Origin of the sequence: Bradyrhizobium sp. CIAT3101 (assembly GCF_029714945.1) — a bacterium.
Classification (GTDB): Bacteria; Pseudomonadota; Alphaproteobacteria; order Rhizobiales; family Xanthobacteraceae; genus Bradyrhizobium.
On record NZ_CP121634.1, the window covers coordinates 4680251 to 4701001 of the forward strand.

20 protein-coding genes are annotated in these 20751 nt (G+C 64.4%); 6 read left to right on the forward strand and 14 right to left on the reverse strand.

Going from position 1 to position 20751, the window contains the following annotated elements; genetic code table 11:
• From QA645_RS22110 to QA645_RS22130, 5 genes are all read right to left on the reverse strand, one after another.
• Nucleotides 1–1884 (reverse strand): TRAP transporter large permease subunit, encoded by a 1884-nt coding sequence (locus QA645_RS22110; RefSeq protein WP_283053073.1) that lies wholly within the window; start codon nt 1882–1884, stop codon nt 1–3.
• Nucleotides 1885–1909: 25 nt separating this feature from the next.
• Nucleotides 1910–2941, reverse strand: a complete 1032-nt coding sequence (locus tag QA645_RS22115) for a TRAP transporter substrate-binding protein (protein WP_283053075.1) — start codon at nt 2939–2941, stop codon at nt 1910–1912.
• Nucleotides 2942–3459: 518 nt separating this feature from the next.
• The gene (locus QA645_RS22120; protein WP_283053078.1) at nt 3460–4005 is read right to left on the reverse strand and encodes a DUF4863 family protein; all 546 of its coding nucleotides are present in this window, start codon (nt 4003–4005) and stop codon (nt 3460–3462) included.
• Nucleotides 3984–4769: a nitroreductase gene (locus QA645_RS22125; protein WP_283053080.1), complete on the reverse strand. Its 786-nt coding sequence runs from the start codon at nt 4767–4769 to the stop codon at nt 3984–3986. The genes QA645_RS22120 and QA645_RS22125 overlap by 22 nt, the downstream gene beginning before the upstream one ends.
• A complete protein-coding gene (locus tag QA645_RS22130; RefSeq protein ID WP_283043910.1) occupies nt 4745–5953 on the reverse strand; it encodes an ABC transporter substrate-binding protein in 1209 nt (402 codons plus the stop codon). Before QA645_RS22130 ends, QA645_RS22125 begins: the two co-directional genes overlap by 25 nt.
• Nucleotides 5954–6172: 219 nt before the next feature.
• On the opposite strand from QA645_RS22130, the gene QA645_RS22135 reads away from it, so the two are divergent.
• Nucleotides 6173–7207: a LysR family transcriptional regulator gene (locus QA645_RS22135; RefSeq protein WP_283043911.1), complete on the forward strand. Its 1035-nt coding sequence runs from the start codon at nt 6173–6175 to the stop codon at nt 7205–7207.
• Here QA645_RS22135 and QA645_RS22140 read toward each other — a convergent pair.
• The 8 genes from QA645_RS22140 to QA645_RS22175 form a co-directional block, all read right to left on the reverse strand.
• Complete coding sequence (locus QA645_RS22140) at nt 7197–8855, reverse strand: carboxylesterase family protein (RefSeq protein ID WP_283043912.1); 1659 nt, start codon at nt 8853–8855, stop codon at nt 7197–7199. The genes QA645_RS22135 and QA645_RS22140 overlap by 11 nt on opposite strands.
• Before the next feature lie 148 nt (nt 8856–9003).
• Entirely contained in the window at nt 9004–10734 is a 1731-nt protein-coding gene (locus tag QA645_RS22145) for an FAD-dependent oxidoreductase (RefSeq protein WP_283043913.1), read from the reverse strand.
• Between the two features lie 16 nt (nt 10735–10750).
• Complete coding sequence (locus QA645_RS22150; protein ID WP_283043914.1) at nt 10751–11569, reverse strand: sugar phosphate isomerase/epimerase; 819 nt, start codon at nt 11567–11569, stop codon at nt 10751–10753.
• Nucleotides 11569–12225 (reverse strand): hypothetical protein, encoded by a 657-nt coding sequence (locus tag QA645_RS22155; RefSeq protein WP_283043915.1) that lies wholly within the window; start codon nt 12223–12225, stop codon nt 11569–11571. The genes QA645_RS22150 and QA645_RS22155 overlap by 1 nt, the downstream gene beginning before the upstream one ends.
• Nucleotides 12226–12240: 15 nt before the next feature.
• Entirely contained in the window at nt 12241–12735 is a 495-nt protein-coding gene (locus QA645_RS22160) for a type II 3-dehydroquinate dehydratase (RefSeq protein ID WP_283043916.1), read from the reverse strand.
• 32 nt (nt 12736–12767) lie between these two features.
• On the reverse strand, nt 12768–14048 hold the full coding sequence (locus QA645_RS22165; RefSeq protein ID WP_254131468.1) for a TRAP transporter large permease subunit: 1281 nt from the start codon (nt 14046–14048) through the stop codon (nt 12768–12770).
• A gap of 1 nt (nt 14049) precedes the next feature.
• Nucleotides 14050–14559, reverse strand: coding sequence for a TRAP transporter small permease (locus QA645_RS22170; protein WP_283043917.1), 510 nt, complete (start codon nt 14557–14559; stop codon nt 14050–14052).
• A gap of 76 nt (nt 14560–14635) precedes the next feature.
• Nucleotides 14636–15655 carry a TRAP transporter substrate-binding protein gene (locus QA645_RS22175; protein WP_283043918.1) on the reverse strand — a complete coding sequence of 340 codons (1020 nt, stop codon included), beginning with the start codon at nt 15653–15655 and terminating at the stop codon, nt 14636–14638.
• A 228-nt stretch (nt 15656–15883) separates the two neighbouring features.
• Between QA645_RS22175 and QA645_RS22180 the strand changes: the two genes are divergently transcribed.
• Genes QA645_RS22180 through QA645_RS22190 form a run of 3 tightly spaced genes read left to right on the forward strand, consistent with a single transcriptional unit; the run spans nt 15884 to nt 18632 of the window.
• Complete coding sequence (locus tag QA645_RS22180; RefSeq protein ID WP_283043919.1) at nt 15884–16543, forward strand: FCD domain-containing protein; 660 nt, start codon at nt 15884–15886, stop codon at nt 16541–16543.
• Nucleotides 16544–16593: 50 nt separating this feature from the next.
• Nucleotides 16594–17766 (forward strand): Xaa-Pro peptidase family protein, encoded by a 1173-nt coding sequence (locus QA645_RS22185; RefSeq protein ID WP_283043920.1) that lies wholly within the window; start codon nt 16594–16596, stop codon nt 17764–17766.
• Complete coding sequence (locus QA645_RS22190; protein WP_283043921.1) at nt 17763–18632, forward strand: SMP-30/gluconolactonase/LRE family protein; 870 nt, start codon at nt 17763–17765, stop codon at nt 18630–18632. The genes QA645_RS22185 and QA645_RS22190 overlap by 4 nt, the downstream gene beginning before the upstream one ends.
• On the opposite strand, the gene QA645_RS22195 is transcribed toward QA645_RS22190, so the two are convergent.
• Entirely contained in the window at nt 18629–19444 is an 816-nt protein-coding gene (locus QA645_RS22195; RefSeq protein WP_283043922.1) for a hypothetical protein, read from the reverse strand. The two genes, QA645_RS22190 and QA645_RS22195, sit on opposite strands and share 4 nt — an antisense overlap.
• 200 nt (nt 19445–19644) lie before the next feature.
• Here QA645_RS22195 and QA645_RS22200 point away from each other — a divergent pair, with 200 nt between their 5' ends.
• Together QA645_RS22200 and QA645_RS22205 are read left to right on the forward strand one after the other, a co-directional pair.
• Entirely contained in the window at nt 19645–20184 is a 540-nt protein-coding gene (locus QA645_RS22200; protein WP_283043923.1) for a helix-turn-helix domain-containing protein, read from the forward strand.
• A 107-nt stretch (nt 20185–20291) separates the two neighbouring features.
• Nucleotides 20292–20684, forward strand: coding sequence for a cupin domain-containing protein (locus QA645_RS22205; RefSeq protein ID WP_283043924.1), 393 nt, complete (start codon nt 20292–20294; stop codon nt 20682–20684).
• Nucleotides 20685–20751 lie beyond the last annotated feature (67 nt).

Here is a 20751-nt window from a genome sequence, read left to right on the forward strand (position 1 = left end):
TTACAGGAATCCGATCGAGATCCAGGGGAAGACCGCGACGATGATCAATCCCACCAGCAGCGCCAGCAGATAGCCCCAGATCGGTCTGATGCCTTCGGCCGGATCGACCCGTCCGATGGCGCAGGCGGCATAATAGCCGACGCCGAACGGCGGGGCGAATAGCCCGATGCCCATCGCCAGGATGATGATCATGGCGTAGTGCACCTCGTGCACGCCGACGAGCCGGGCGATCGGAAACATCAGCGGTCCGAACAGCACGATGGCCGGGATGCCTTCCAGCACGCTGCCGAGGATCACGAAGGCCAGGATCGAGACGGCGATGAAGGTGGCGGAGCCGCCGGGCAGGCCGGTCATGGACGCCGCCAGCGCGCGCGAGAAGCCGGACTGGGTCAGGCCCCAGGCCATGCCGGTCGCAGTCCCAATGATCAGCAGGATGGCGCCGGACAGGCATGCGGTCTCGATCAGCATCGGCAATAGCCGCCGCCAGTCGAATTGCCGATAGATCAGGAGCCCAATCACCAGCGCGTAGACGATGCCGATGGTCGAGACTTCGGTGGCGGTCGCGATGCCTTCGACCACGGCGTAGCGGATGACAAAGGGCAGGGCCAGGGCAGGGATGGAGACCACGAATGCACGGGCGATCTCGCCGGACGTTGCACGGGTGACGTGGCTCAGATCCTCGCCGCGGTAGCGCCACCACACCAGTCCCGACAGCGTCAGCGCCAGCACGACGCCCGGCAGCAGGCCGCCGGTGAACAGCGCGGAGATCGATACGCCCGTGACCGAGCCGATGGTGATCAGCACCAGGCTCGGCGGAATGGTTTCGGTCTGGGCGCCGGTTGCCGCGAGCAGGGCGACGAGATCGCCCGGTTTGGCGCCGCGCTGCTTCATTTCCGGAAACAGCACGGGCGCAACGGCCGCCATGTCAGCCGCCTTGGCGCCCGAAATGCCTGAGACCAGGTACATCGCGCCGACCAGCACATAATGCAGGCCGCCGCGGACATGGCCGAGCAGGCTCGCCAGAAACGCCACCATGGCCCGCGCCATGCCGGTCATCTCGATCAGGAGCCCCAGGAACACGAACAGCGGCACCGAGAGCAGGATGAGGTGGCTCATGCCCTCGTCCATCCGCCCGACCAGCACCATCAGCGGCGTCCGCGTGGTCAGCGCCAGATAGCCGAAGATCGCCAGCCCGAAAGCAAACGCGATCGGCACGCCCGCGAACACGCAGAGGCCGACCACGCCGACGAAGAAGATGATGAGATTGAGATTGCCGAGCGGCTTGAGCAGCGGCTGCGCGTACCAGAACGCGGCGCAGAGCACGACGACCGTGGCGGCGGCCGCCAGCAGCGTCCTGATGTCGCCGACGCGGAGCAGCCGCAGCAGCGCGAACAGCACCATCAGGCAGATGCCGACCGGCAGCGCCGCAGCGCGCCAGGTATTGGAGATCTGCAGCGCCGGCGTCGTGATGAAACTCTCTTCGTAGGCGTATTCATAGGCCGGGTGCACGATCAGCAGCAGGAATGCCAGCGCCGCGCAGGTCGCGACCACGTCGAGATAAGCCCAGAGCCTGGGGCCGGCGCTCGCGACCAGCGCCGTCATCCGCATGTGCTCGCTGCGGCGGAATGCGACCGCGGAGCCCAGCATCGCCAGCCACAGGAACAGCATCGAGGCCAGCTCGTCCGACCACACCAGCGGCGCATGCAGCACGTAGCGCGAGACCACGCCGGCAAACAGGATCACGACCTCGGCGACGACCAGGATCGCCGCCGGGATCTCGACCAGCCATTTCAATGCATGCTCGATCGCGCCGAGCACAGGCCGGCGGCGAGGGGGTGTTGCCACCTCGCCGGCCACGGCTGGCGTCATGTCGACATGAGCCATGGCGAGGCCCCTATTGCTTGGTACGTTACGACAGCTTGCCGACGGACTTTTCGAGCAGATCCCAGGCCTTGTCGCCGTACTTGCCCTTCCACTCGGCGTAGAATCCGGCGGCGCGCAGCTTGTCACGGAACGGCCCGACCTCGGGCTGGTTGAACGTGAGGCCCTTGCCCGCGAGCTCCTGCCTGACGCTGATATTGAGCTTCTCGGTGTCTTCGCGCTCCTTGACGGCGGCCGCGTTGACGTTCTTGGCGACGATGGTCTTGATGTCGTCCGGCAGCGCCGCCCAGGCGCGGCGGTTCATCAGGAACCAGAAGCCGTCCCACATGTGGTTGGTCAGCGAGCAGTATTTCTGGACCTCGTAGAGCTTCGCCGTCGAGATCAGGGCCAGCGGGTTCTCCTGGCCTTCGACGATCTTGGTCTGCAGGGCCGAATAGACTTCGGCGAAATTGATCGAGGCGGGCGAGGCATCGAACGCCTTGAACATCGAGGTCCACAGCGGCGACACCGGCACGCGGATCTTGAAGCCCTTGAAATCGTCCGGGCCGTTGATCGGCTTGGTCGAGGACGTGGTCTGGCGGAAGCCGTTGTCCCAGATCTTGTCCATGACCTCGAGGCCCGCCTTGTTGATCTCGCCGCGGACATAGGCGCCGAGATCGCCGTCCATGGCCTTCCAGACCGTGGGGTAATCCGGGAACGCAAAGCCGATGCCGTTGATCGAGGCCGCCGGCACCAGGGTCGCCAGGATCAGGCCGGACAGCGTGAAGAACTCGACGCCGCCGGAGCGCACCTGGCTCAGCATGTCGGTGTCGGAGCCGAGCTGGCTGTTCGGAAAGACCTGGAGGTCGAACCGGCCGTTGGTCTCGGTCTTGATGGCCGCCGCCATCTCACGGGCGCGCGCCACGAACGGATGCGACTCAGGCAGGTTGTTGGCGAACTTGTAGGAGAACTCGGCGGCCTGGGCACGGGCCACATAGGGCGCGCTCACGCCGCCAAAGACGGCGGTCGCGGCGGAGGCCTTGAGAAGCGTGCGGCGGGAAAAACGCGTCGAAAAGACCATGGGTCTGCTTCCTCGGAAGTTTGTTCTTGTTGTGAGATGCAAACCTATACGGACGTCTGGTCAGCAGTCATCTGCGATCTCGCGAAGCTCGCTTATTGCAGCCGGACAAGGTCGCGGCAATATCGGCTTTCGGCAGATGGGTCGGATTCGAAAAGGCGAAAACAACCCCATGCACAGTAGCCGTCAGGAGCTGCGGCGACGACCGATGGGTCGGCTCGAAAATCGGCTGCAGCGAAGGCGTGGTGTCAGGAACTTCGCCTAAATAATTGATCCAATTGGATATAGATATATTCCATAATATACCTTATGCGAATTACGGATATGGCTGTCCCGGTTCGGGTACGACCTGGCGTCTGGCCGCCGAAACGCTCCTCTCTCCGGTCACAGCCTGCCTCGCAGGCCGTGGCCAGCGCGACGCATCGTCGCCGCGCGGGCGTTGGCTGTCCTTGCTTTGATGGGCTTGCTTCGAAATGGATGGCGCCGGCGAACGGCGTCATCCGGGATCGTCCGGCCGGCAATCAGGACGGCGCGGTGAAGTCGTAGGAGATGCGTCCGGCGGGCAGATAGAACAGCGCGATGACGGCGCCGCCGCGGACCTCGGGATAGTGCCGGCTGCCGGGATCGGGCGCCGTCCAGCCGGGCCCTTGCCAGCCCTGCAGCCCCCTCAGCTCGGCGCCCTTGTCCAGGGGCACGACCAGGTTCAGTTCCCCATAGGGATGGCCGTGATACTGCCCGCGCAGCACGTCATGGTCATGGTCGTCCTCGTCCTTGAAGCGGCGTGGATCGGCGCTGTTCATGTAGACGGCCGTGATGCTGAACTGGAACGTGTCGGGCATGGGCTCCAGGATGCGGCTGCGCCGGTAGTTCGGACCATCGACCTCCTGGTTCGCTGCCCAGCCTTCCTCGACGCCGCGCTTTATCAGGCGGGCCAGGTCCTGGTAGAGCTGGCTGTCCTCGCCGTATCTCTCGTTGAGCCACCGCTCCATCTCCGCGCCGGGCGTCATGTCCTTGACCTCGCGCAGGAACGGAATGCTGCTCTGAATCAGGTCCTCTCGGCTTCCCATGGCCGTGTCCTTTCTGTTTCGGTTGCACACTGGTCTTCGAACCCCGCGAACGCGGCGAAGTCGGCGATGTCCGCGCGCGGCATCAGCCTGCCCCGCGACCCGTCCCTGGCACGGCCGATCGAGATGCCGCACACCACCATTTGCTCCGCCGGGATCTGCAGCAGCGGGCGCAGGATCCGGTGATATTTCGAGAACGTCTCCTGCGGACAGGACTGCAGCCCGTGGCCCGCCGCCGCCAGCAGCACGTTCTGGACGAACATGCCGAGGTCGAGCCAGCTCCCGACCTGCAGGCGCCGGTCGATTGTGACGATCAGTCCGACGGGCGCGCCGAAGAACGCGTAATTCCTGGCCGTCTGCGCGCTTCTGGCCTCGCTATCGGTTTGGGCTATGCCGAGCGAGCCGTAGAACAATCGGCCGAACTCCTTCCGTCGCTGCAGGTAGGGTTCGGGCAGGTCGCTGGCATAGTAGCGGTATTCCGACACGTGCGCGTCGCGAGCGGTTTCGTGGGCTTCGTGGAGCGCCGCCGACACGCGCTCCTTGGCGTCGCCCGCCAGGACGTAGACGCGCCAGGGCTGGATGTTGGCGCCGCTCGGCGCGAACCGCGCCACGCGTAGAATCTCTTCGATGATCCCTCGCCCGACCGGCGCGCCCGAGAAGTCGCGGCATGCAAAACGGCTTGCGATGATCTCGTCGATGCGGCTCTGGGCCGCCAAGCCTTTGCCGACGACGCCTTGGCCGATCATGACTTCTTGGGGAATGGACATCCGCCCTGCTCCATCGGCCGGAAAGCTTCGTCTCCCGGGATCGTCGCCAGCAGCTCGTAATAGTCGAACTTGTATTTGGACTGCTCGGGCGTCTTGACGCGAAACAGATACATGTCGCGAACCAGCCGGCCGTCGTCGCGGATCCGGCCGTTGCGGGTCATGAAATCGTTCACGGGCATTGCGCGCATCGTGGCGGCGACGGTTGGCCCATCCAGCGTGCCCGCCGCCTGGACGGCTTTCAGGTAGTGCATGACCGCGCCATACGTGCCGGCATGGATCATGGTCGGGACCTTCTGGGTCTTCGCGATGAAACGCCTGGACCACGCGCGCGTGTCGTCGTTGAGGTCCCAGTAGAACGCCGAGCTCAGCATCAGGCCCTGGGCGCTCTGGAGTCCGAGACTGTGAATGTCGGCGATGAAGACGAGCAACCCGACAAGCTTCTGCCGCTCCGTAATGCCGAATTCGCCGGCCTGCTTGACGGCGTTGATGAAGTCGCCGCCGGAATCGGCGAGCGCGATCACGTCCGCCTTTGACGACTGCGCCTGCAGCAGGAAGGACGAGAAGTCGGGCGTGTTGATCGGATGTTTGGCTGCTCCAGCCACCTTGCCGCCCATGGCGTCGATGACCTTGCGGCTGTCGGCTTCGAGCTGGGCTCCGAGGGAGTAGTCGACCGAAATGAAGTACCAGGAGTTTGCGCCGAGACGCGACATCGCCTTCGTCGTTCCCTGCGACAATGCGTAGGTGTCGTAGGTCCAGTGGATCCCGGTCGGCGAGCATTCGTCGCCGGTGAGGCGGGACGTGGCGGCGCCGGTGGCGAGGAACAGCTTCTTCTTGTCGCGGGTGATGCCCTGCACGGCCAGTGCGACGGCAGAGTTCGGCACGTCGAGAATGACCTCGACATTTTCATTCTCGAGCCAGCGCCGGGCGATGGTCGCTCCCACATCGGCCTTGTTCTGGTGATCTCCCGCGACGATCTGGATGGGGCGCCCGAGCACCTGACCGTTGAAATCGTCGACGGCCATCTGCGCCGCAACCACCGAGCCCTGACCGCCATTGTCGGCGTAGAGCGAGGACATGTCGGTCAGGACGCCGAGCTTCACGGGACCGTCCTGCGCAATGGCCGGCGCCGTCAACAGCGCCAGCGCTACTCCGACAACTCCGATCGATATCCCGCAGGATGTCATGGTCCGTCTCCTCCAAATCCGGTGCCGGGATCATGACGGGATCGCGCAATTGCGGAAGTGAAACTCTTGCAGAGTGATCCTGAACCACCTTCAGTTTGGCGCCACGCGCGGCCCGGCGTCGCGGTCCCGGCGCCCTGCTCGGTTGCGTCGGCTGGCCGTCTGGCCTTAACTGGACAAGATCGCAGGTACGCAACGGGCGCGCGATCCGCCTGCGATGGTGTGCTGCTCGTGGCTGTTTCCTTCAAGACCCTGGACCTGAACCTGCTCAAGGTCTTCGATGCCGTCATGGAGGAGCGCAGCGTGCTGCGGGCGAGTCAGCGGGTGGCTCTCAGTCAATCCGCCGTGAGCCATTCGCTCGCCCGGCTCCGCGAGATGTTGGAAGACGATTTGTTCGTGCGCACCGCGACCGGCATGCAGCCGACCGCGCGCGCATTGACGATGGCGCCGCAGGTTCGCGAGGCCCTGCGATCGCTCGAGGTGGCGGTCGAACTGCCGAGCTTCGTTCCGGCCGCCTCCACCAGGCAGTTCACCCTGGCCGCCAACGACTTTACCACGATGGTGCTGGCCTCACCGCTCCTGAAGATACTCAGGCACGAGGCGCCGGCGATCGACCTGATGATCAAGCCGGTGACGCGGATCGACCTCGCCGAACAGATCGACCTTGGTCGCATCGACGTTGCGATCGGCGTCTTCTCGGACCCGCCGAGCCGATTCCGGACGTCGCTGTTATTCGAATATGATGACGTGCTGATCGTGGGCGGAAAGCGCAAGCTCGGCCGGATCGACAACGCGGCTCTGGCGCGCATGCCGCTCGTCGTTGTCTCCTTCGGCGGCGAGCAGGAAGGAGCGATCGGAGGCTTCATCTCCGAGCGCGGCCTCGCCAGGCGATCGGAAATGTACGACCGCGCGGCGCTCGAACGGGCTTTGTCCGAAAGCGATCGGCCGCCGCGAATAGCAGTTTCGTTGCCGCATTTCCTGGCCCTGCCTGCCCTGCTCGCGGACTCGGAATTGGCGGCCATCGTTCCGCGGCCATTGGCGCGGGCGTTCGCACGCGCGCATGCGATCACAACGTACGAGCTGCCCTACGCCACGACCCCGGTCGAGGTCCGGCTGCTATGGCACGAACGCATCGCGGGCGAGCCATCGCACGACTGGCTTCACGACATCCTCAGGCGCGCGACCGAGGACCTCAGGAGCGAGCGGCCGCCTCTCGAGCAACGGAGTCCCCGGCGTAAGGGGCGGGTCACTCGCTGACGCCGTAGAACGTCATCTGGTAATCGTGGAACAGCGCGTTGCGACGTTCGGCGGTCGTGCCTGCATACGGCGAGGCGCTGGTCGCGCCGGTCGATGTCTCGTTGAATGACATGTAGGTGCCGTTGTTGGAACGGCTGGCCTTGGGCCAGGCCGGCAAGCCCTCTCCGTTGGGATCGCCCGTCTTGACGAAATTGGCCCACATCGAGGAGGCCTGCTCGGCCAGCTCGAAATCATAGGGCGCCCACGGGCGTTGGCCGGGCTCGTTGCGAAGCGAGTTGAAGGTGTACCAGAGGTCGGACGAATGCCACGCGCCGTAGTATTCGCGATCGCGTCCGGGCGTCGGGTGGTTGAAGTAGAAGACGTAGACCTTGCTGGACGGGTTTCGGGCCGTGAGAAGTGAGCCCGCGATCCGGTTCTGCTCGAGCAGCAGGTCGGCCTGGGCCTTGAGGTGCTGGCGGTAGGCGTCGCGTTCGGTGGACGCCGGGTACAGCTTCTCGAACGCATATTTGGCGTAGAGCTGTTCGCCGAGCAGCTTTTTCCAGTAGGCATGGAAGGCCGGGATCTCCATGACCTTGTCAGGCGCACCGTCGAGCGCGGTCCGCTCGTCGGCGACGGTGCCGACGATGACGTCGACGCCATTGAGGGCACCCTCCTTCGTGAGGTCTACCGAGTCCGTCGTCAGGACGTGACCGTCGATGACCGCGTACATGTTGCTGGTGACGGCGTACATGGCGTCGACCTTGGCCGGATCTTTGTAGAAGTCCTCGGCCGGCAGTTTCCTGAGATCGTCAAGCGTCTTGCCGGGAAAGGCCTTCTCGAACACCGGCCCGGCCGCAGCCGTCTTGTCCGCGAGCGTGACGTAGTTCGGCTTTCCCGGCTGCGCCATCACGGTGGGGCTCGAGTGCATGATCGCGCGCTGGAACAGGCCCTTGGAGAGCGGCGTGGACATGACGCTTCTGACATTGCGCGATCCCGCCGATTGCCCGGCAATGGTCACCTTGCCGGGGTCACCGCCGAACGCGCCGATGTTCTTGTGCACCCATTTCAGCGCCTCCACGGCGTCGAGGATCGCAAAGTTTCCGGCGCCCTCCTCCTTCATTCCGGGCAAAGCGAGGAAGCCCATGATGTTCAGGCGATAGGCGGCCGAGACGACGATGATACCCTTGGCGGCGAGCTTGGCCGCGTTGAACTCGACCTCGGAATTGTTGCCGTGGCGGTTGCCGCCGCCGTGGTAGTACACCATCACCGGAAGCGCCGCGCCGGCAGGTTTTGCCGGCACCCAGATGTTCAGATAGAGGCAGTCTTCGCTGTCTTTGGGATCCTTCGCCGGGTCCCAATAATATTCATTGAAGTAGAACGTGCCCGGCGGATTGGCGCTGGCGAGTTGGGTGCACCGGTTTGGCCACGCGCCGCTGTCCTTGACGCCCGACCAGGGCACCACGGGCTGAGGTGACTTCCAGCGGTTGCCGCCCACCGGAGGTGCTGCGAACGGCACCGCTTTGTAGATGGAAACTCCGGCGACATCGGATGCGACACCGCGGATTTGCCCGCCCTCCACGGCGATGGCGGCATCGGGTGTCTGCGCCATGGCGGGCGAAACGGTCAGTCCCGCCACAGCCACGACGGAAAGCATCCTGCTGAGCTTCATGGTTTCCTCCGCGCGGCCATCGGTCGTGGCCGATGGCTCTCTTGTTGATTTGCGGACTACATTGGACGAGTGCAGGCCCGAGCACTAATGCCGTATCGGAATGATTTGAGAACAAAACGGCATGTCCGAGAGACTGCAACGACGTGCTTTAGCGCGGTGGCGGATCGATAAATCTGCGCAACGTTCCCGCAGCATCCATCGCGGCGCACCAGCCGAATACGAGCGCCGGGCCGATCATCGTGCCAGGACCCGGGTACGTTCCGCGAAAGATCGAGGATGCATCGGTGCCGACCGCGTACAGCCCGGATAATCTCTTCCCGTCGCGAGACAACACCCGGCCGCATGAATCCGTGCGCAAGCCGGCGCTGCTGGCGAGGTCCGACGGCCAGACGGCCACCGCATAATATGGCCCTGGCCCGATCCGTCGCAGGCATGGGTTTGGCTTGGCCTTGGGATCGCCATTGAACCGATTCAGTTCGCTGGCGCCCCGGCCGAAGTCTTCGTCGATCCCGGTTTCTGCAAAGCCGTTGTACCGCTCGACTGTCTGCGCGAGCTGGTCGGGGTCCACGCCGATCTTGCGGGCCAGGGCCGCGACGGTGTCGCCTTCCATCAGATATCCGGCCCCCAGGAAGCCGCTCAAATTCCTGGTCCCGGGGTGAACCAACCCGAGGCCAAAATCCCTGATGAAGGCACGGTCGCAGATCATGAAAGCTGGTGTCGTTGACGCTGCCGACGCGTTCGAGCGCAGCATCGCTGCGACGAAGTCGTGGTAGGAGTCCGCTTCATTCACGAAGCGGCGCCCCGATTTGTTCACGGCCAGCAGTCCCGGCTTGGCCCGATCGAGCATGATGTGCGGGAAGACCGAGACATGGCCGTCGGCCTGCGCCATCACCGAGCTCGGCATCCACAAGGCCGGGCTTTCGAGGTCGCGCTCGATCACGGCGTTGGCACGCTCGGCCGCCAAAATGCCGTCTCCGGTGTTTGATGAGGACACAAGCGAAAAGCGCTGCGCCGCCTCCGGAAACAGCCGCTCCCGAAGCTCGCGGCTCCAGCCGATGCCGCCTGTCGCCAGCACCACGCCCTTGCGCGCACGTATGGCCATCTCTCCGGTCGGAGACGACAGCACGGCACCGACGATGTCGTCGCCTTCACAGATGATCTCGCGAAGTGCTGTCCCAAACCGCAAGTCGACGCCGGTGCGACGGACACTGTCGAACAGTCTCGCGACAAGCGCATTGCCCATGATCAGGCGCGTCCCGCGCTTGTAGCTCAGCCGATCCAGGGCATGGCGCGTGAGGAGGCTGACGACGTGCTTGAAGTGTGTCCAGTTGCGGAAGGGCGCCAGCAAGGGCGGAATGTCTGCCTTTCCGACCATCAGGCCGCCGAGAACCATGAACTCCCGGCGCGGCGGCCTGACCCGGGCAAAGTCTCGGCCCAGCCGGCGGCCGTCGAACGGAAGTGCCCCAAGGGCCCGCCCGCCGATCGCCGCGCCCGGCAGGTTCTTGTAGTCGGGGTGGACCGGGGGCGCCACGAATTGCACGCTCGTCTTCTGCTCGAGATAATCGAGCACGATCGGGCCTGCCTTCAGGAACATGTCCAGTCGTTCGTCCGTCGCGTGCGCGCCGAGCATCGCGGCGAGATAGGTGCGCGCGGCCTCGACCGTATCTGGCGTGCCCGCGCGCTGTCCCTGCCGGTTGCCCGGAATCCAGACGGTCCCGGCGGAGGTTGCGGTCGTGCCGCCCACCATGTCCGACTTTTCGCAAAGGATGACATCGAGTCCCTCGAGGGCGCTGACCAACGCGGCGGTCATGCCGGCCGCACCGGCGCCGACGACCAGCAGATCGGTCTCCACGTCGAAGGAGCGATCGCCTTGCGGCATTCGGAGCACCCTTCCCTCAGGACTTCGCGCGCGCCCTCTCGACCACGGCCTTGCCCGCCGCGAGTGCCCGGCGCGCCCGGGTTTCGGCATCGACGGTCTTCGCGAGCTGGACGGTCGGAACCTCGATGCTGATGGTGAGGTCGTCCGGTATCGCCCTCGTCAGTTCAACAAGGTCGATGCCGCCCTCGCCCGGAAACATCCGCTCCTCGCGCGCGGCATGGATGAGCTGCTCCGTCGTCGTCGGACGCTCAGTCGGACCGTCGCAGAGCTGCCAATAGTGCAGCCGATGTGCCGGGATGGTGCGGAGATCGGCAAGCGAGCTCTGCGATCGATCGAAATGCAGCGCATCGACCAGAATGCCGGCAGAGGGATGGTCGACATCGGCGACGATCCGCATCGCGGTCTTGAGGTCCGGAACGCTGGTCCAGGGCATGAATTCCAGGTCGGACGTCAGTCCGAACGCGGCAGCCGCCTCGCAAAACCGATGGTAGCGGTCCGAAAACCGCGTCAGATCCGGATCGTAGGCGGCGACGAGGATGTGCCGCGCGCCAAGACGCGCGCCCGTTTCGAAGAAGGGCGTGAAGGACGCGACATCGGTTTCCGGCCTGAACGCGACGACCTCGAGATCGGCAACGCTCACGCCCGTCGCCTGCAATCGCGCCAGCGTCTCCCGCAAGAGCGGTGCATCGTCCATCAGGCGGTAGGCAATTCCGCCCGGCGTTGCCGGCAGCAGCCTTAGCCCGACTTTCTCGTAGCCGCAGCGCGCCGCCAGCGCGATCATCTCGGGCGGCGCAAGCTCGAGCACGGTCAGGGCGGCGAGCGAGAAACTTGCCATCAGCCGAAATCCGCGATGCGGGCGTCGAGCGTAAACATGGTTTGATAGACTTCCGGCTCGCTCGCTCGCCCAAGAATGTCAGGCGCAATCGTGCGCGCCCGCTGCAAGGCGGCCTGTAGCGAGGCTTCATCGAGCGCCTCGATCAACAGAAGGCCCGAGAAGAAGCCCTCCTCCTTGCGCATGCCCTTTTCCGTCGTCGGCACCGATGTCCTCGCCTCGTCGGTTGCTCCGATCTGCACGGCGGCGACCCCGTCGCACGCGACCAGCGCCTCGGCCAATGTCATGGGGTTACCAGGCAGCTTCTCGATCCGGAGCGCCAGAATTGTGGCCCCCTCGCCCCGCCCTGCCCGCGCCAGCATGGCGCCGCCGCCCCGCAAGAAATTGCCAAGCCTTGGCATGATGCGCTGTGACCACGGCGTCGGCGCGTTGAGGCGTGCCAGATAGGCTTCGCCGTCGAGCACCTCGGGTGTTTCCAGCTCGTACAGGATGAAGAAGCGATTGATAGCGTCCCGCGTGGTGCAGAACACGCGCGATGCGAGAAACCCCTTCGTGGTCACGCGCTCCGTGGTGTGCTCGCGCGTCAGCCAGTGCCGGTAATCGGTCAGGTCCTGCGCTGCGACATCGCTCCAGATGGCGAGAAATCCCGATCCGCGCATCCCGCTCTCCTGAGGCTATGCCCGACCCGCGACCGCTAGCCCATGAAGGGCCGGCGGGATCGTGGCAGGCAATTGTCCGAGCTTTTGGACGGCCGCCAGCATCGCGGCGAGATAGCCGTACGGACCCAGGCCGCAGATCACGGCCGTGCAGGCACTCGACGTGATCGAGTGGCGGTGCAGCTCGTCGCGCGCGTGGATGTTGGAGATATGCAGCTCGATCTTCACGCCTTCAAAAATCTTGAGCGCATCGATCAGGGCGATCGAGGTGAAGGAATAGCCGGCCGGGTTGATGATGATCGCATCCGCGTTGCCATGAGCGGACTGGATCAGGCTGACGAGCTCGCCTTCCATGTTGGACTGATGGAACGCGATCGAGACGCCGAGCTGGTCGGCCAGCGCCCGGCAGCTCGCCTCGATTTCCTGCAGCGTCGTCCGGCCGTAGATATGCGGCTCCCTGATGCCGAGGAAATTGAGATTGGGCCCGTTGAGGATCATGATGTTAGCGGCCATTGCCCTGCTCCGTTCCATTGTATCCGATGCGACTAGCCGCCGAACCATCTTGCCGGGATCGTGACCAGCCCCGGGAACAATACCATTGCGAACAGGACGATCAGTTGCGCGATCATGAAGGGCCAGACGCCCTTGATGATGTCCTCCATGCTGATCCTGGAGACGCCGCAGACGACGTTGAGCACGATTCCGACCGGTGGCGTGATCAGGCCGATGGAATTGTTGATGATGAAGAGCACGCCGAAATAAACCGGGTCGATATGGGCCGCCTTGATGATCGGCATCAGGATCGGCGTCAGGATCAGGATGGTCGGCGTCATGTCGAGCGCCGTGCCCACGATCACGACCACGACCATGATCGCGAGCATCAGGATGGTGTTGTTGCCCATGAAGGGTTTTAAGAGATCGACCACCTGGGCGGAGATCTCGGACACCGTGATCAGCCAGGACGACACCAGCGCGGCGGCGACCAGGAACATGACGACGCTCGTCGTCACGGCCGACGACACCATCACCGCGTAAACTTCCGACCATTTCAGCTCGCGATAGATGCAGGTCGCGACGAACAGCGAATAGACGGCGACGACGACGCCGGCCTCGGTCGGCGTGAAGATGCCGAAGCGCAGGCCCACGATGATGATCCCGGGCAGCATCAACGCCCAGAAACCGTCGATGACGGCGTGCAGGATCTCGCGCAGCGAGGCCCGCGGCGGCGGCGTCAGGTTCTCCTTGCGCACGACCCAGTACCAGGCGGCGCAGAGGCCCAATCCGAGCAGCAGTCCCGGCACGATGCCGGCCAGAAACAGCTTGGAGATCGAGACGTTGGCGGCGACGCCGAAGATCACGAAGCCGATGCTGGGCGGGATGACCGGGCCGATGACGCCGCCGGCGGCGACGAGGCCCGCCGCGTAGGTCTTCTTGTGCCCCGCCGCCACCATCATCGGCACCAGCAGCGCCGCCAGCGCGGCGGCGTCGGCGGCCGCCGACCCCGACAGCGACGACAGGATGCAGGCCGCCATGATCGTGACGTAACCAAGCCCGCCGCGGAAATGACCGACCGCAACAAGGGCGACATTGACGATGCGTTTGGCCAGCCCGCCCTTGTTCATGATCTCGCCGGCGAGCATGAAGAAGGGAATCGCCATCAGCGGAAAGCTGTCGGCGCCGTTGATGACGTTCTGCGCCACGATCTGGGAGTCGAACATGTCGATCGTGCTCATCAGCGCGACGCCGCAGATGAGGAGCGCGAAGGCGATCGGCATGCCCAGCGCCATGGCGCCGAGCAGCGAGAAGGTGAAGACGGCGATCGTCATGTCACTGCTCCTCCGATTCCCGGACGGCCACCATGTCCTCCTCGCTCGCCTGCCCGCTGATCACGCGGTACAGATCGTAGAGAAGGATGATTGCGGTCGATGCGCCGAAGATCACGCCGACCGCGTAGAAGATGCCCATCGACAGACCGGTCGCCGGCGCGCGATCGTCGAGGTTGATGATGGTCTGCCGCCAGCTGCCGGAGAGCAGAAGCCAGTCGGCAAACAACATCAGGCAGTAATTGAGCACGAAGCAGATGCGCTTGCCGGAGGCCGGCAGCTTCCGGATCAGGGTGTCGACGCCGAGATGGGCGTGCTCGCGCATCGCGACGATGGCCCCGAGGAAGGTCAGCCAGACCAGCAGCCAGCGCGACAGTTCCTCGGAGATCGTGATGCCGGAGTTGAAGCCGTAACGCAGCACCACGTTGCCGAAGACCAGGACCACCATGACCGCAAGACATGCGGCAATGACGGCCTTCAGGAAGGTGCAATAGAGATCGAGAGCGCGCGCCATGCGTGACGTCCGGGCAAAGGAGGAGCGTGAGCCGGCCATGGGCCGGCTCGGCCGCCTGCGTTAACGAAGAGGTGGACTACTTCACGTCCTTGCGGATGCGCTCGACTTCGTCGTTGAAGAGCTTCACCGTCTCGGGGCGAAAGCCGGCAGAGATCTTGTCCGCGACCGGCTGCGACGTCTTGCGCATGCGCTCGGTCTCCTCGGGCGCGATCGCGTTGTACTGCATGCCCTTGGCCTGCAATTCCGCGAGCGCCTTTTCGGTCTGAGCGCGGGTCTGCTCCTTCTGGTAGCCGCGGCTCTCTGCATAGGCTTCGCGCATCAGGCGCTGCTCGGTCGGCGACAGCTTGTCCCAGAACGCCTTGCTCACCAGGATGATGTTCAGCGTGAAGGTGTGGTTGGTGGCGGAGACGTATTTCTGCACTTCGTAGAATTTGTTGGAGAGGATGACCGTGTAGGGATTCTCCTCGCCGTCGACGGTGCGGGTCTCCAGCGCCGAATACAGCTCGCCGAAGGCCATCGGGACCGGATTGGCTTTGAAGGCGCCGAAGGTCTCGAGATAGACCGGGTTCGGAATGACGCGCAGCTTGAGGCCGCTGAAATCCTCGAGCTTGGTGATGGGCCGTGTGCTGTTGGTGACGTTGCGGAAGCCGAGGCCCCAATAGCCGAGACCGATCAGGCCCTTCGACGGCAAGGTATCGAGCATCGCCGTGCCGAATTTTCCGGTCGCGAGCGCATCGGCCTGCTCGGTCGTGTTGAACAGGAACGGGAAATCGACGAGGCCGAACTCCGGAATGACGGTTGCGAGTGAGGTCGTGGAGGCCGACAGCATTTCCTGGGTGCCGCCGCGTAGCGCGGATTGCTGCTGCAATTCGTTGCCGAGTTGTGAGGCCGCGAACTCGCGGACCTTCATCTTGCCCCCGCTCTTCGCTAGCAGGATCTCGGCGAATTTCTGCACGCCAAAGCTGACGGGGTGATCGGTGTTGTTCAGGTGCCCCCACCTGATCGTCCGCTCCTGAATGTCATCGGCGGCGGATGCGCCGACTGTCAGCGCCACGCAGATCGCCGTCGCAGACAGCGCCCGTACCCACAAGCTCATCGTTACCTCCCTGGTCCCACGGGCACGAACGGCGGCTTAAGCGCTCATTTTCTCGTGCCCTCAGATTATTTACACATCATACATATATTTCCATGTCAAACGACATTATTGATTTCATATGATATTATTGTAGACGTCAGATATCGACGATCTGCTATAGTGCTGGCAACGTTGATGGTTCGCCTGCTCTTGCGCAGCGGGCGGTCCGGACAAGCGGGATCAGAAGGCATGACGGCACTCGAGGAACGGTCTTTGTCGGCGGGCGACAGCGGCTATCAGCGCATCCGCTCCGACATCATTTTCGGCGTGCTGACGCCCTCCGGGCGTCTCAAGCTCGATGCCATGAAGGAGGATTACGGCGTCAGCATCTCGACGCTGCGTGAGATCCTCAATCGCCTGACGTCGGAAGGTTTCGTGGTGGCCGAAGGCCAGCGCGGCTTCGAGGTGGCGCCGATCTCGATCCAGAACCTGCGCGAGCTCGCGGATCTGCGCATCCTGCTGGAGCATCACGCGATGGCCGAGTCGTTTCGGGCCGGTGACGTCGAGTGGGAGGGACGCGTGGTGTCGGCGCATCACAAGCTGGCCGCGACCGAGCGCACCGTCCTCAAGGAGGGCGACGATCCTGAGCTGCGCAAGCGCTACGACGGCGAATTCCACCAGGCGCTGATTTCGAGCTGCGGCTCGCGCGAGCTGATGCACACGCACGCGATCGTATTCGACAAATACTTCCGCTACGCGCTGCGCTATCGCGGCACCGAGACGATCAACCAGCACAAGGCGCTGCTGGAATGCGCGCTGAAGCGCGACATCAAGAGCGCGAGGACCGTGCTGAGCGAGCACATCAATGGCTGCGTCGCGCATGCCCTGTCGTCCTGGAAGGACGCCTGACCGCCCTCGCCTGCCCGCAAGATCAAATCGTCGACGCAGAAGAACGATCGATGCACGCCAACATTCCATTCTCCACGGCCAGGCTCGACGGCCTGCTCGACGATGCCGGCATCGACGTCCTGATCGTGACGTCGAAGCACAACATCCAGTACCTTCTCGGCGGGTACTATCATTTCCAGTTCGACTACATGGAAGCGATCGGCATCAGCCGGTATCTGCCCGTCTTCGTCTACGTGAAGGGCGACCTGGACAAGTCGGCTTACATCGCCAACCGCAACGAGCGGGACAGCATCCACAACAGAACCAGCGCCGGATACTGGATGCCGCCGGTCGTGTTCGGGTCGTCGACCTCGGTCGAGGCGATGACGCTCGCGCTTGGGCATATCAAGGCCATCGCGACGCGCACGCTTCGCGTCGGCGCGGAGCTGTCGTTCCTGCCGGCCGATGCCGCGGATGTGCTGCGCCGGGAGCTTCCCGATTGCCCGCTTGTCGAGGCGATGCGGCCGCTGGAGAAGCTGCGCTCGATCAAGACCGCGGCCGAGCTGGAAATTCTCCGCGAGGCGTCCGAGCGCGTGGTCGCGTCGATGATGGACGCGGCGAGCCTTACCCGCGCCGGACAGAGCAAGCGCGAAATCATCGATCATCTGCGCCGCGCGGAGCTGTCGCGCGACATGATCTTCGAATACGCGTTGGTGACGATGGGCACGAGCTTCAACCGGGCGCCGTCCGAGCAGCGCCTCGCGCCCGGCGATATCGTCTCGCTGGATTCAGGCGGAAATTACAAAGGCTATATCGGCGATCTCTGCCGGATGGCCGTGCACGGGACGCCGGACGGCGAGCTGGTCGATCTGCTCGACGAGATCGATTTGATCCAGCAGGCAGCCCGCGCGCCGATCCGCGCGGGTCTTGACGGCTGCGAGATCTACGCCGCCGCCACCGAGGCGCTGGCGCGATCGCCTCACGGCAAGCAGATGCATTTCGTCGCCCACGGTATGGGCATCGTCAGCCACGAAGCGCCGCGCCTGACAGCGAGCGGCCCCATTCCCTATCCCGCCGACGACGCGAACGCGCCACTGCAAGCCGGCATGGTCATCTCGATCGAAACCACGCTGCCCCACCCCCGACGGGGCTTCATCAAGCTCGAGGATACGATCGCCGTGACCCCGGATGGCTATCAGGCCTTTGGCGACGGTTCGCGCGGCTGGAACCGGATCCCGGCATGAGCGCGAATTCGATCTCCCCGCACAAGGTCGAGACCGCCGTCGCCAGCGCGGATATCCTGGGCGAGACGCCCTTGTGGTGCGACCGCTCCCGCAAGCTGTGGTGGATCGACATCGACGGCAGGCTGCATCAATCCTTCGACCCGGCGACGGGCGCGCATCATGTCACCTCCTACGAATGCCAATTCCTCGGCAGCCAGGCCCTGACGGCGGACGGTGCGCATCTGCTCGCGCAGGATTTGACCCTCCACCATCGCCAGACCGCGATCGAGGTCGAACGCGGCCTCGACAACCGTCTCAACGACGGCCGCGTCGACGCCCGTGGCCGCCTGTGGATCGGCACCATGGACAACCAGCTGCATCGCCCGAACGGCGCGCTTTATCGCGTGACCGGCGACGGCCAGGTCGCACGCATCTTCGACGGCGTCATCGTCACCAACGGGATTGCGTTCTCGCCCGACCATCGCACGCTCTATTTCACCGACACGCGGCGGTATCGCACCTTTGCGTTCGACTTCGATCTCGACGACGGCGTGATCCGAAACAGGCGCCTGTTTGCCGATTACAGCGCCTCGCAGGAGCGACCTGACGGCGCCTGCGTTGATGTGACCGGCGGGCTATGGACGGCATTCTTCTCGGGCGGCCGGGTGGTGCGCTATCGGCCGGACGGAACGATCGACACCGTCATCCCGCTGCCTGTGACCAATCCGACATGCCTGTGTTTTGGCGGCAGCGACCTCAAAACGCTGTACGTGACCACGGCCCGGAAATTCCTGGACCGGCAGCAGCTCAGCGTCGAGCCTCGGGCCGGTCATCTTCTCGCCATCCACGGCGTTGCGCAGGGTCTGCCGGAACACCGTTTCGGCTAGCGCAGCGGCAACAGCTCCAACTGGCTCTGCGCCTTCTTCACGGCCGCCGCAAACCAGCTCTGGCTCGGTGCCTCCTTAGCGAAGCACTTTGTGTAGGCGTCCATCGCCTGATCTTCCTTGGCCATGGAATCCTGCGGGACCTTTTTGGCCATCATCTGCTTCCAGACCTTCTCGCAAGCCGGGATCTCGGCCGTCTTCACCGCGTCGGTCGCTGCCAGGAAGAAGACCTTATCGCCCTGGATCGCGACCACGTCGATCTCGCGCGGCGGCCCCTTCAAATCGCCATTGCCACGGACGCCGAGGACGGCGACCGCAGCGCCCGCGGATGCGGGCTTGGTGATCGGTAGCTCCGCGTATTTGGCGAAGGCGGCGTCCTGGATCGCCTGATAGTAGAAGCGGTCCGACCTGAACGCGGCATCGATCTCCTGCGGCATGCCGTCCTTGCCGTGCTCGCGCAGCCAGTGCTTGAGCAGCGCGGTCGTGGTCACCACGGCCTGCTGCTTGTCGCCTTCGGTGGCGAAGCCGAGCCCGTCGAGATGGCCGAAGCCGATGTCTTCCCTGAACAGCGTGTCGACGTTCGACTTGCCCTCGGCCGGCAGCCCCTTGATCGTGACGGGACCGACCAGGCCGCGCAGTGCCCCGGTCAGCTCGTTAAGCGCCGCGTCGTGCTGCTTGAAGGTCTCGTCGCTCTCCTTGGCCTTCGAGAATTTCGCGATGTAGCGGTCGCGCAGATCGAGATAGTGCTGCTCGGGAGACGCCGCGTGTGCTGATGCGGCGAAGGCGAGCAGGCAGAGCAAGGCGAACGATCTCATTGCGATGTCCGGAAGGCTAAGGGCGATCTCCAGTCTTGGTGGCGTCGCCGGGCCGGAAGGTTCATCCCGACGCGGTGTCCTGCCCGGTCGAGAACCAATCCTTCACCATGGCTTGCGGGTTCGATTGAGCGCAGGGAACCCGGGAGGTAAAATCGGCTGCAGATTTTCAGCAGGTGCTGGACATCCCGGGGGCGACGTCCATGAGCGAATTGCGCGCTGCGACCAGGCAATCCACGGCCAGGACCGGGATCATCGAATTCGATGGCGCCAGGGGCACGGTGAGCATCCCCTGCACCATCGCGGACGTATCAGGCACCGGCGCGCGGCTGAAGCTCGACTGGTCGCTGTCGTTTCCGAAAGAAGCCACGCTGGTCTTTGCCGACGGCTTGCGAAAAACCTGCCGCGTCGCCTGGCAGCAGCGGCGGCTGATCGGCGTCGCCTTCGCCGATGGCGTCGCGAGCGCGGACGAACAGGCGCTCATGATGACCGAGAAAGAGCAGGCCCTGCACCGCCGCCATATTGGCGCGCAGCTCAAAGGCGCGCGCGAGGCGCGTGGCTATACCGAGGCCCAGATCGCCAACCTCGTCGGCGTCTCGCCCGAGTTCGTCTCGCGGGCCGAGAATGGCGAGATCAGCATCCCGCTCCACCAGCTCACCCACATGGCCGATTTGCTGCTGGTCGATCTCGACAGTCTCGTGGCAGGCCCGGCGTCCAGCGACGTCGAGCTGATGGCGGAGTGAGCGCACTGCCCCTGCGGGACAGCCCTGCTCTGCCGGTCCATGTGGGAAACGCCTTTTGCCTGCTGTAAGCTCGCACCCGCGTCAGTGTCGACGCGGGAGATGATCGTATGGCGGAGCCGGGTTTCGGTCGGTTCATGAAGGACCACCGGGAGTTTTTCAACGCGCTGGCCGATGAGGGATGGCGCTCGGTCCCTGGCTATGTCGGGGTCGAGGAAAAGATCCTGTCCGGTCGCTTCGATCACGCGGCACGGACGGGTGCGGTCACCCGCCTGTCGCGCTGGGCCGCCGGTGCCTCTGTGGGCCAGCCAGTCTCGCACGATTGGTGCGAGGAGGTCTTTCTGGTTTCGGGTACGCTGTCGATCGGCACCGCGTCACATGAAACGCAGTTGCTGGCGGCCGGCACCTATGCCGTGAGGCCGGCCCATGTCGAGCATGGACCGTCCTTCACCCGCGATGGCTGCCTCATGATCGAATTTCTCTACTATCCGCCGGCGGACTAGCGGTTTCCGCGAACGTCTGTTTTTCGGCTGGCTCTCCCGGGCGAGCCGAAGGCTCTGCCAATCACCG

Bases quoted from the DNA above. Each gene is read 5' to 3' on its own strand.
- QA645_RS22110 (WP_283053073.1), bottom strand. From the start codon at position 1,884: ATGGCTCATGTCGACATGACGCCAGCCGTGGCCGGCGAGGTGGCAACA.
- QA645_RS22115 (WP_283053075.1), bottom strand. From the start codon at position 2,941: ATGGTCTTTTCGACGCGTTTTTCCCGCCGCACGCTTCTCAAGGCCTCC.
- QA645_RS22120 (WP_283053078.1), bottom strand. From the start codon at position 4,005: ATGGGAAGCCGAGAGGACCTGATTCAGAGCAGCATTCCGTTCCTGCGC.
- QA645_RS22125 (WP_283053080.1), bottom strand. From the start codon at position 4,769: ATGTCCATTCCCCAAGAAGTCATGATCGGCCAAGGCGTCGTCGGCAAA.
- QA645_RS22130 (WP_283043910.1), bottom strand. From the start codon at position 5,953: ATGACATCCTGCGGGATATCGATCGGAGTTGTCGGAGTAGCGCTGGCG.
- QA645_RS22140 (WP_283043912.1), bottom strand. From the start codon at position 8,855: ATGAAGCTCAGCAGGATGCTTTCCGTCGTGGCTGTGGCGGGACTGACC.
- QA645_RS22145 (WP_283043913.1), bottom strand. From the start codon at position 10,734: ATGCCGCAAGGCGATCGCTCCTTCGACGTGGAGACCGATCTGCTGGTC.
- QA645_RS22150 (WP_283043914.1), bottom strand. From the start codon at position 11,569: ATGGCAAGTTTCTCGCTCGCCGCCCTGACCGTGCTCGAGCTTGCGCCG.
- QA645_RS22155 (WP_283043915.1), bottom strand. From the start codon at position 12,225: ATGCGCGGATCGGGATTTCTCGCCATCTGGAGCGATGTCGCAGCGCAG.
- QA645_RS22160 (WP_283043916.1), bottom strand. From the start codon at position 12,735: ATGGCCGCTAACATCATGATCCTCAACGGGCCCAATCTCAATTTCCTC.
- QA645_RS22165 (WP_254131468.1), bottom strand. From the start codon at position 14,048: ATGACGATCGCCGTCTTCACCTTCTCGCTGCTCGGCGCCATGGCGCTG.
- QA645_RS22170 (WP_283043917.1), bottom strand. From the start codon at position 14,559: ATGGCGCGCGCTCTCGATCTCTATTGCACCTTCCTGAAGGCCGTCATT.
- QA645_RS22175 (WP_283043918.1), bottom strand. From the start codon at position 15,655: ATGAGCTTGTGGGTACGGGCGCTGTCTGCGACGGCGATCTGCGTGGCG.
- QA645_RS22180 (WP_283043919.1), top strand. From the start codon at position 15,884: ATGACGGCACTCGAGGAACGGTCTTTGTCGGCGGGCGACAGCGGCTAT.
- QA645_RS22185 (WP_283043920.1), top strand. From the start codon at position 16,594: ATGCACGCCAACATTCCATTCTCCACGGCCAGGCTCGACGGCCTGCTC.
- QA645_RS22190 (WP_283043921.1), top strand. From the start codon at position 17,763: ATGAGCGCGAATTCGATCTCCCCGCACAAGGTCGAGACCGCCGTCGCC.
- QA645_RS22195 (WP_283043922.1), bottom strand. From the start codon at position 19,444: ATGAGATCGTTCGCCTTGCTCTGCCTGCTCGCCTTCGCCGCATCAGCA.
- QA645_RS22200 (WP_283043923.1), top strand. From the start codon at position 19,645: ATGAGCGAATTGCGCGCTGCGACCAGGCAATCCACGGCCAGGACCGGG.
- QA645_RS22205 (WP_283043924.1), top strand. From the start codon at position 20,292: ATGGCGGAGCCGGGTTTCGGTCGGTTCATGAAGGACCACCGGGAGTTT.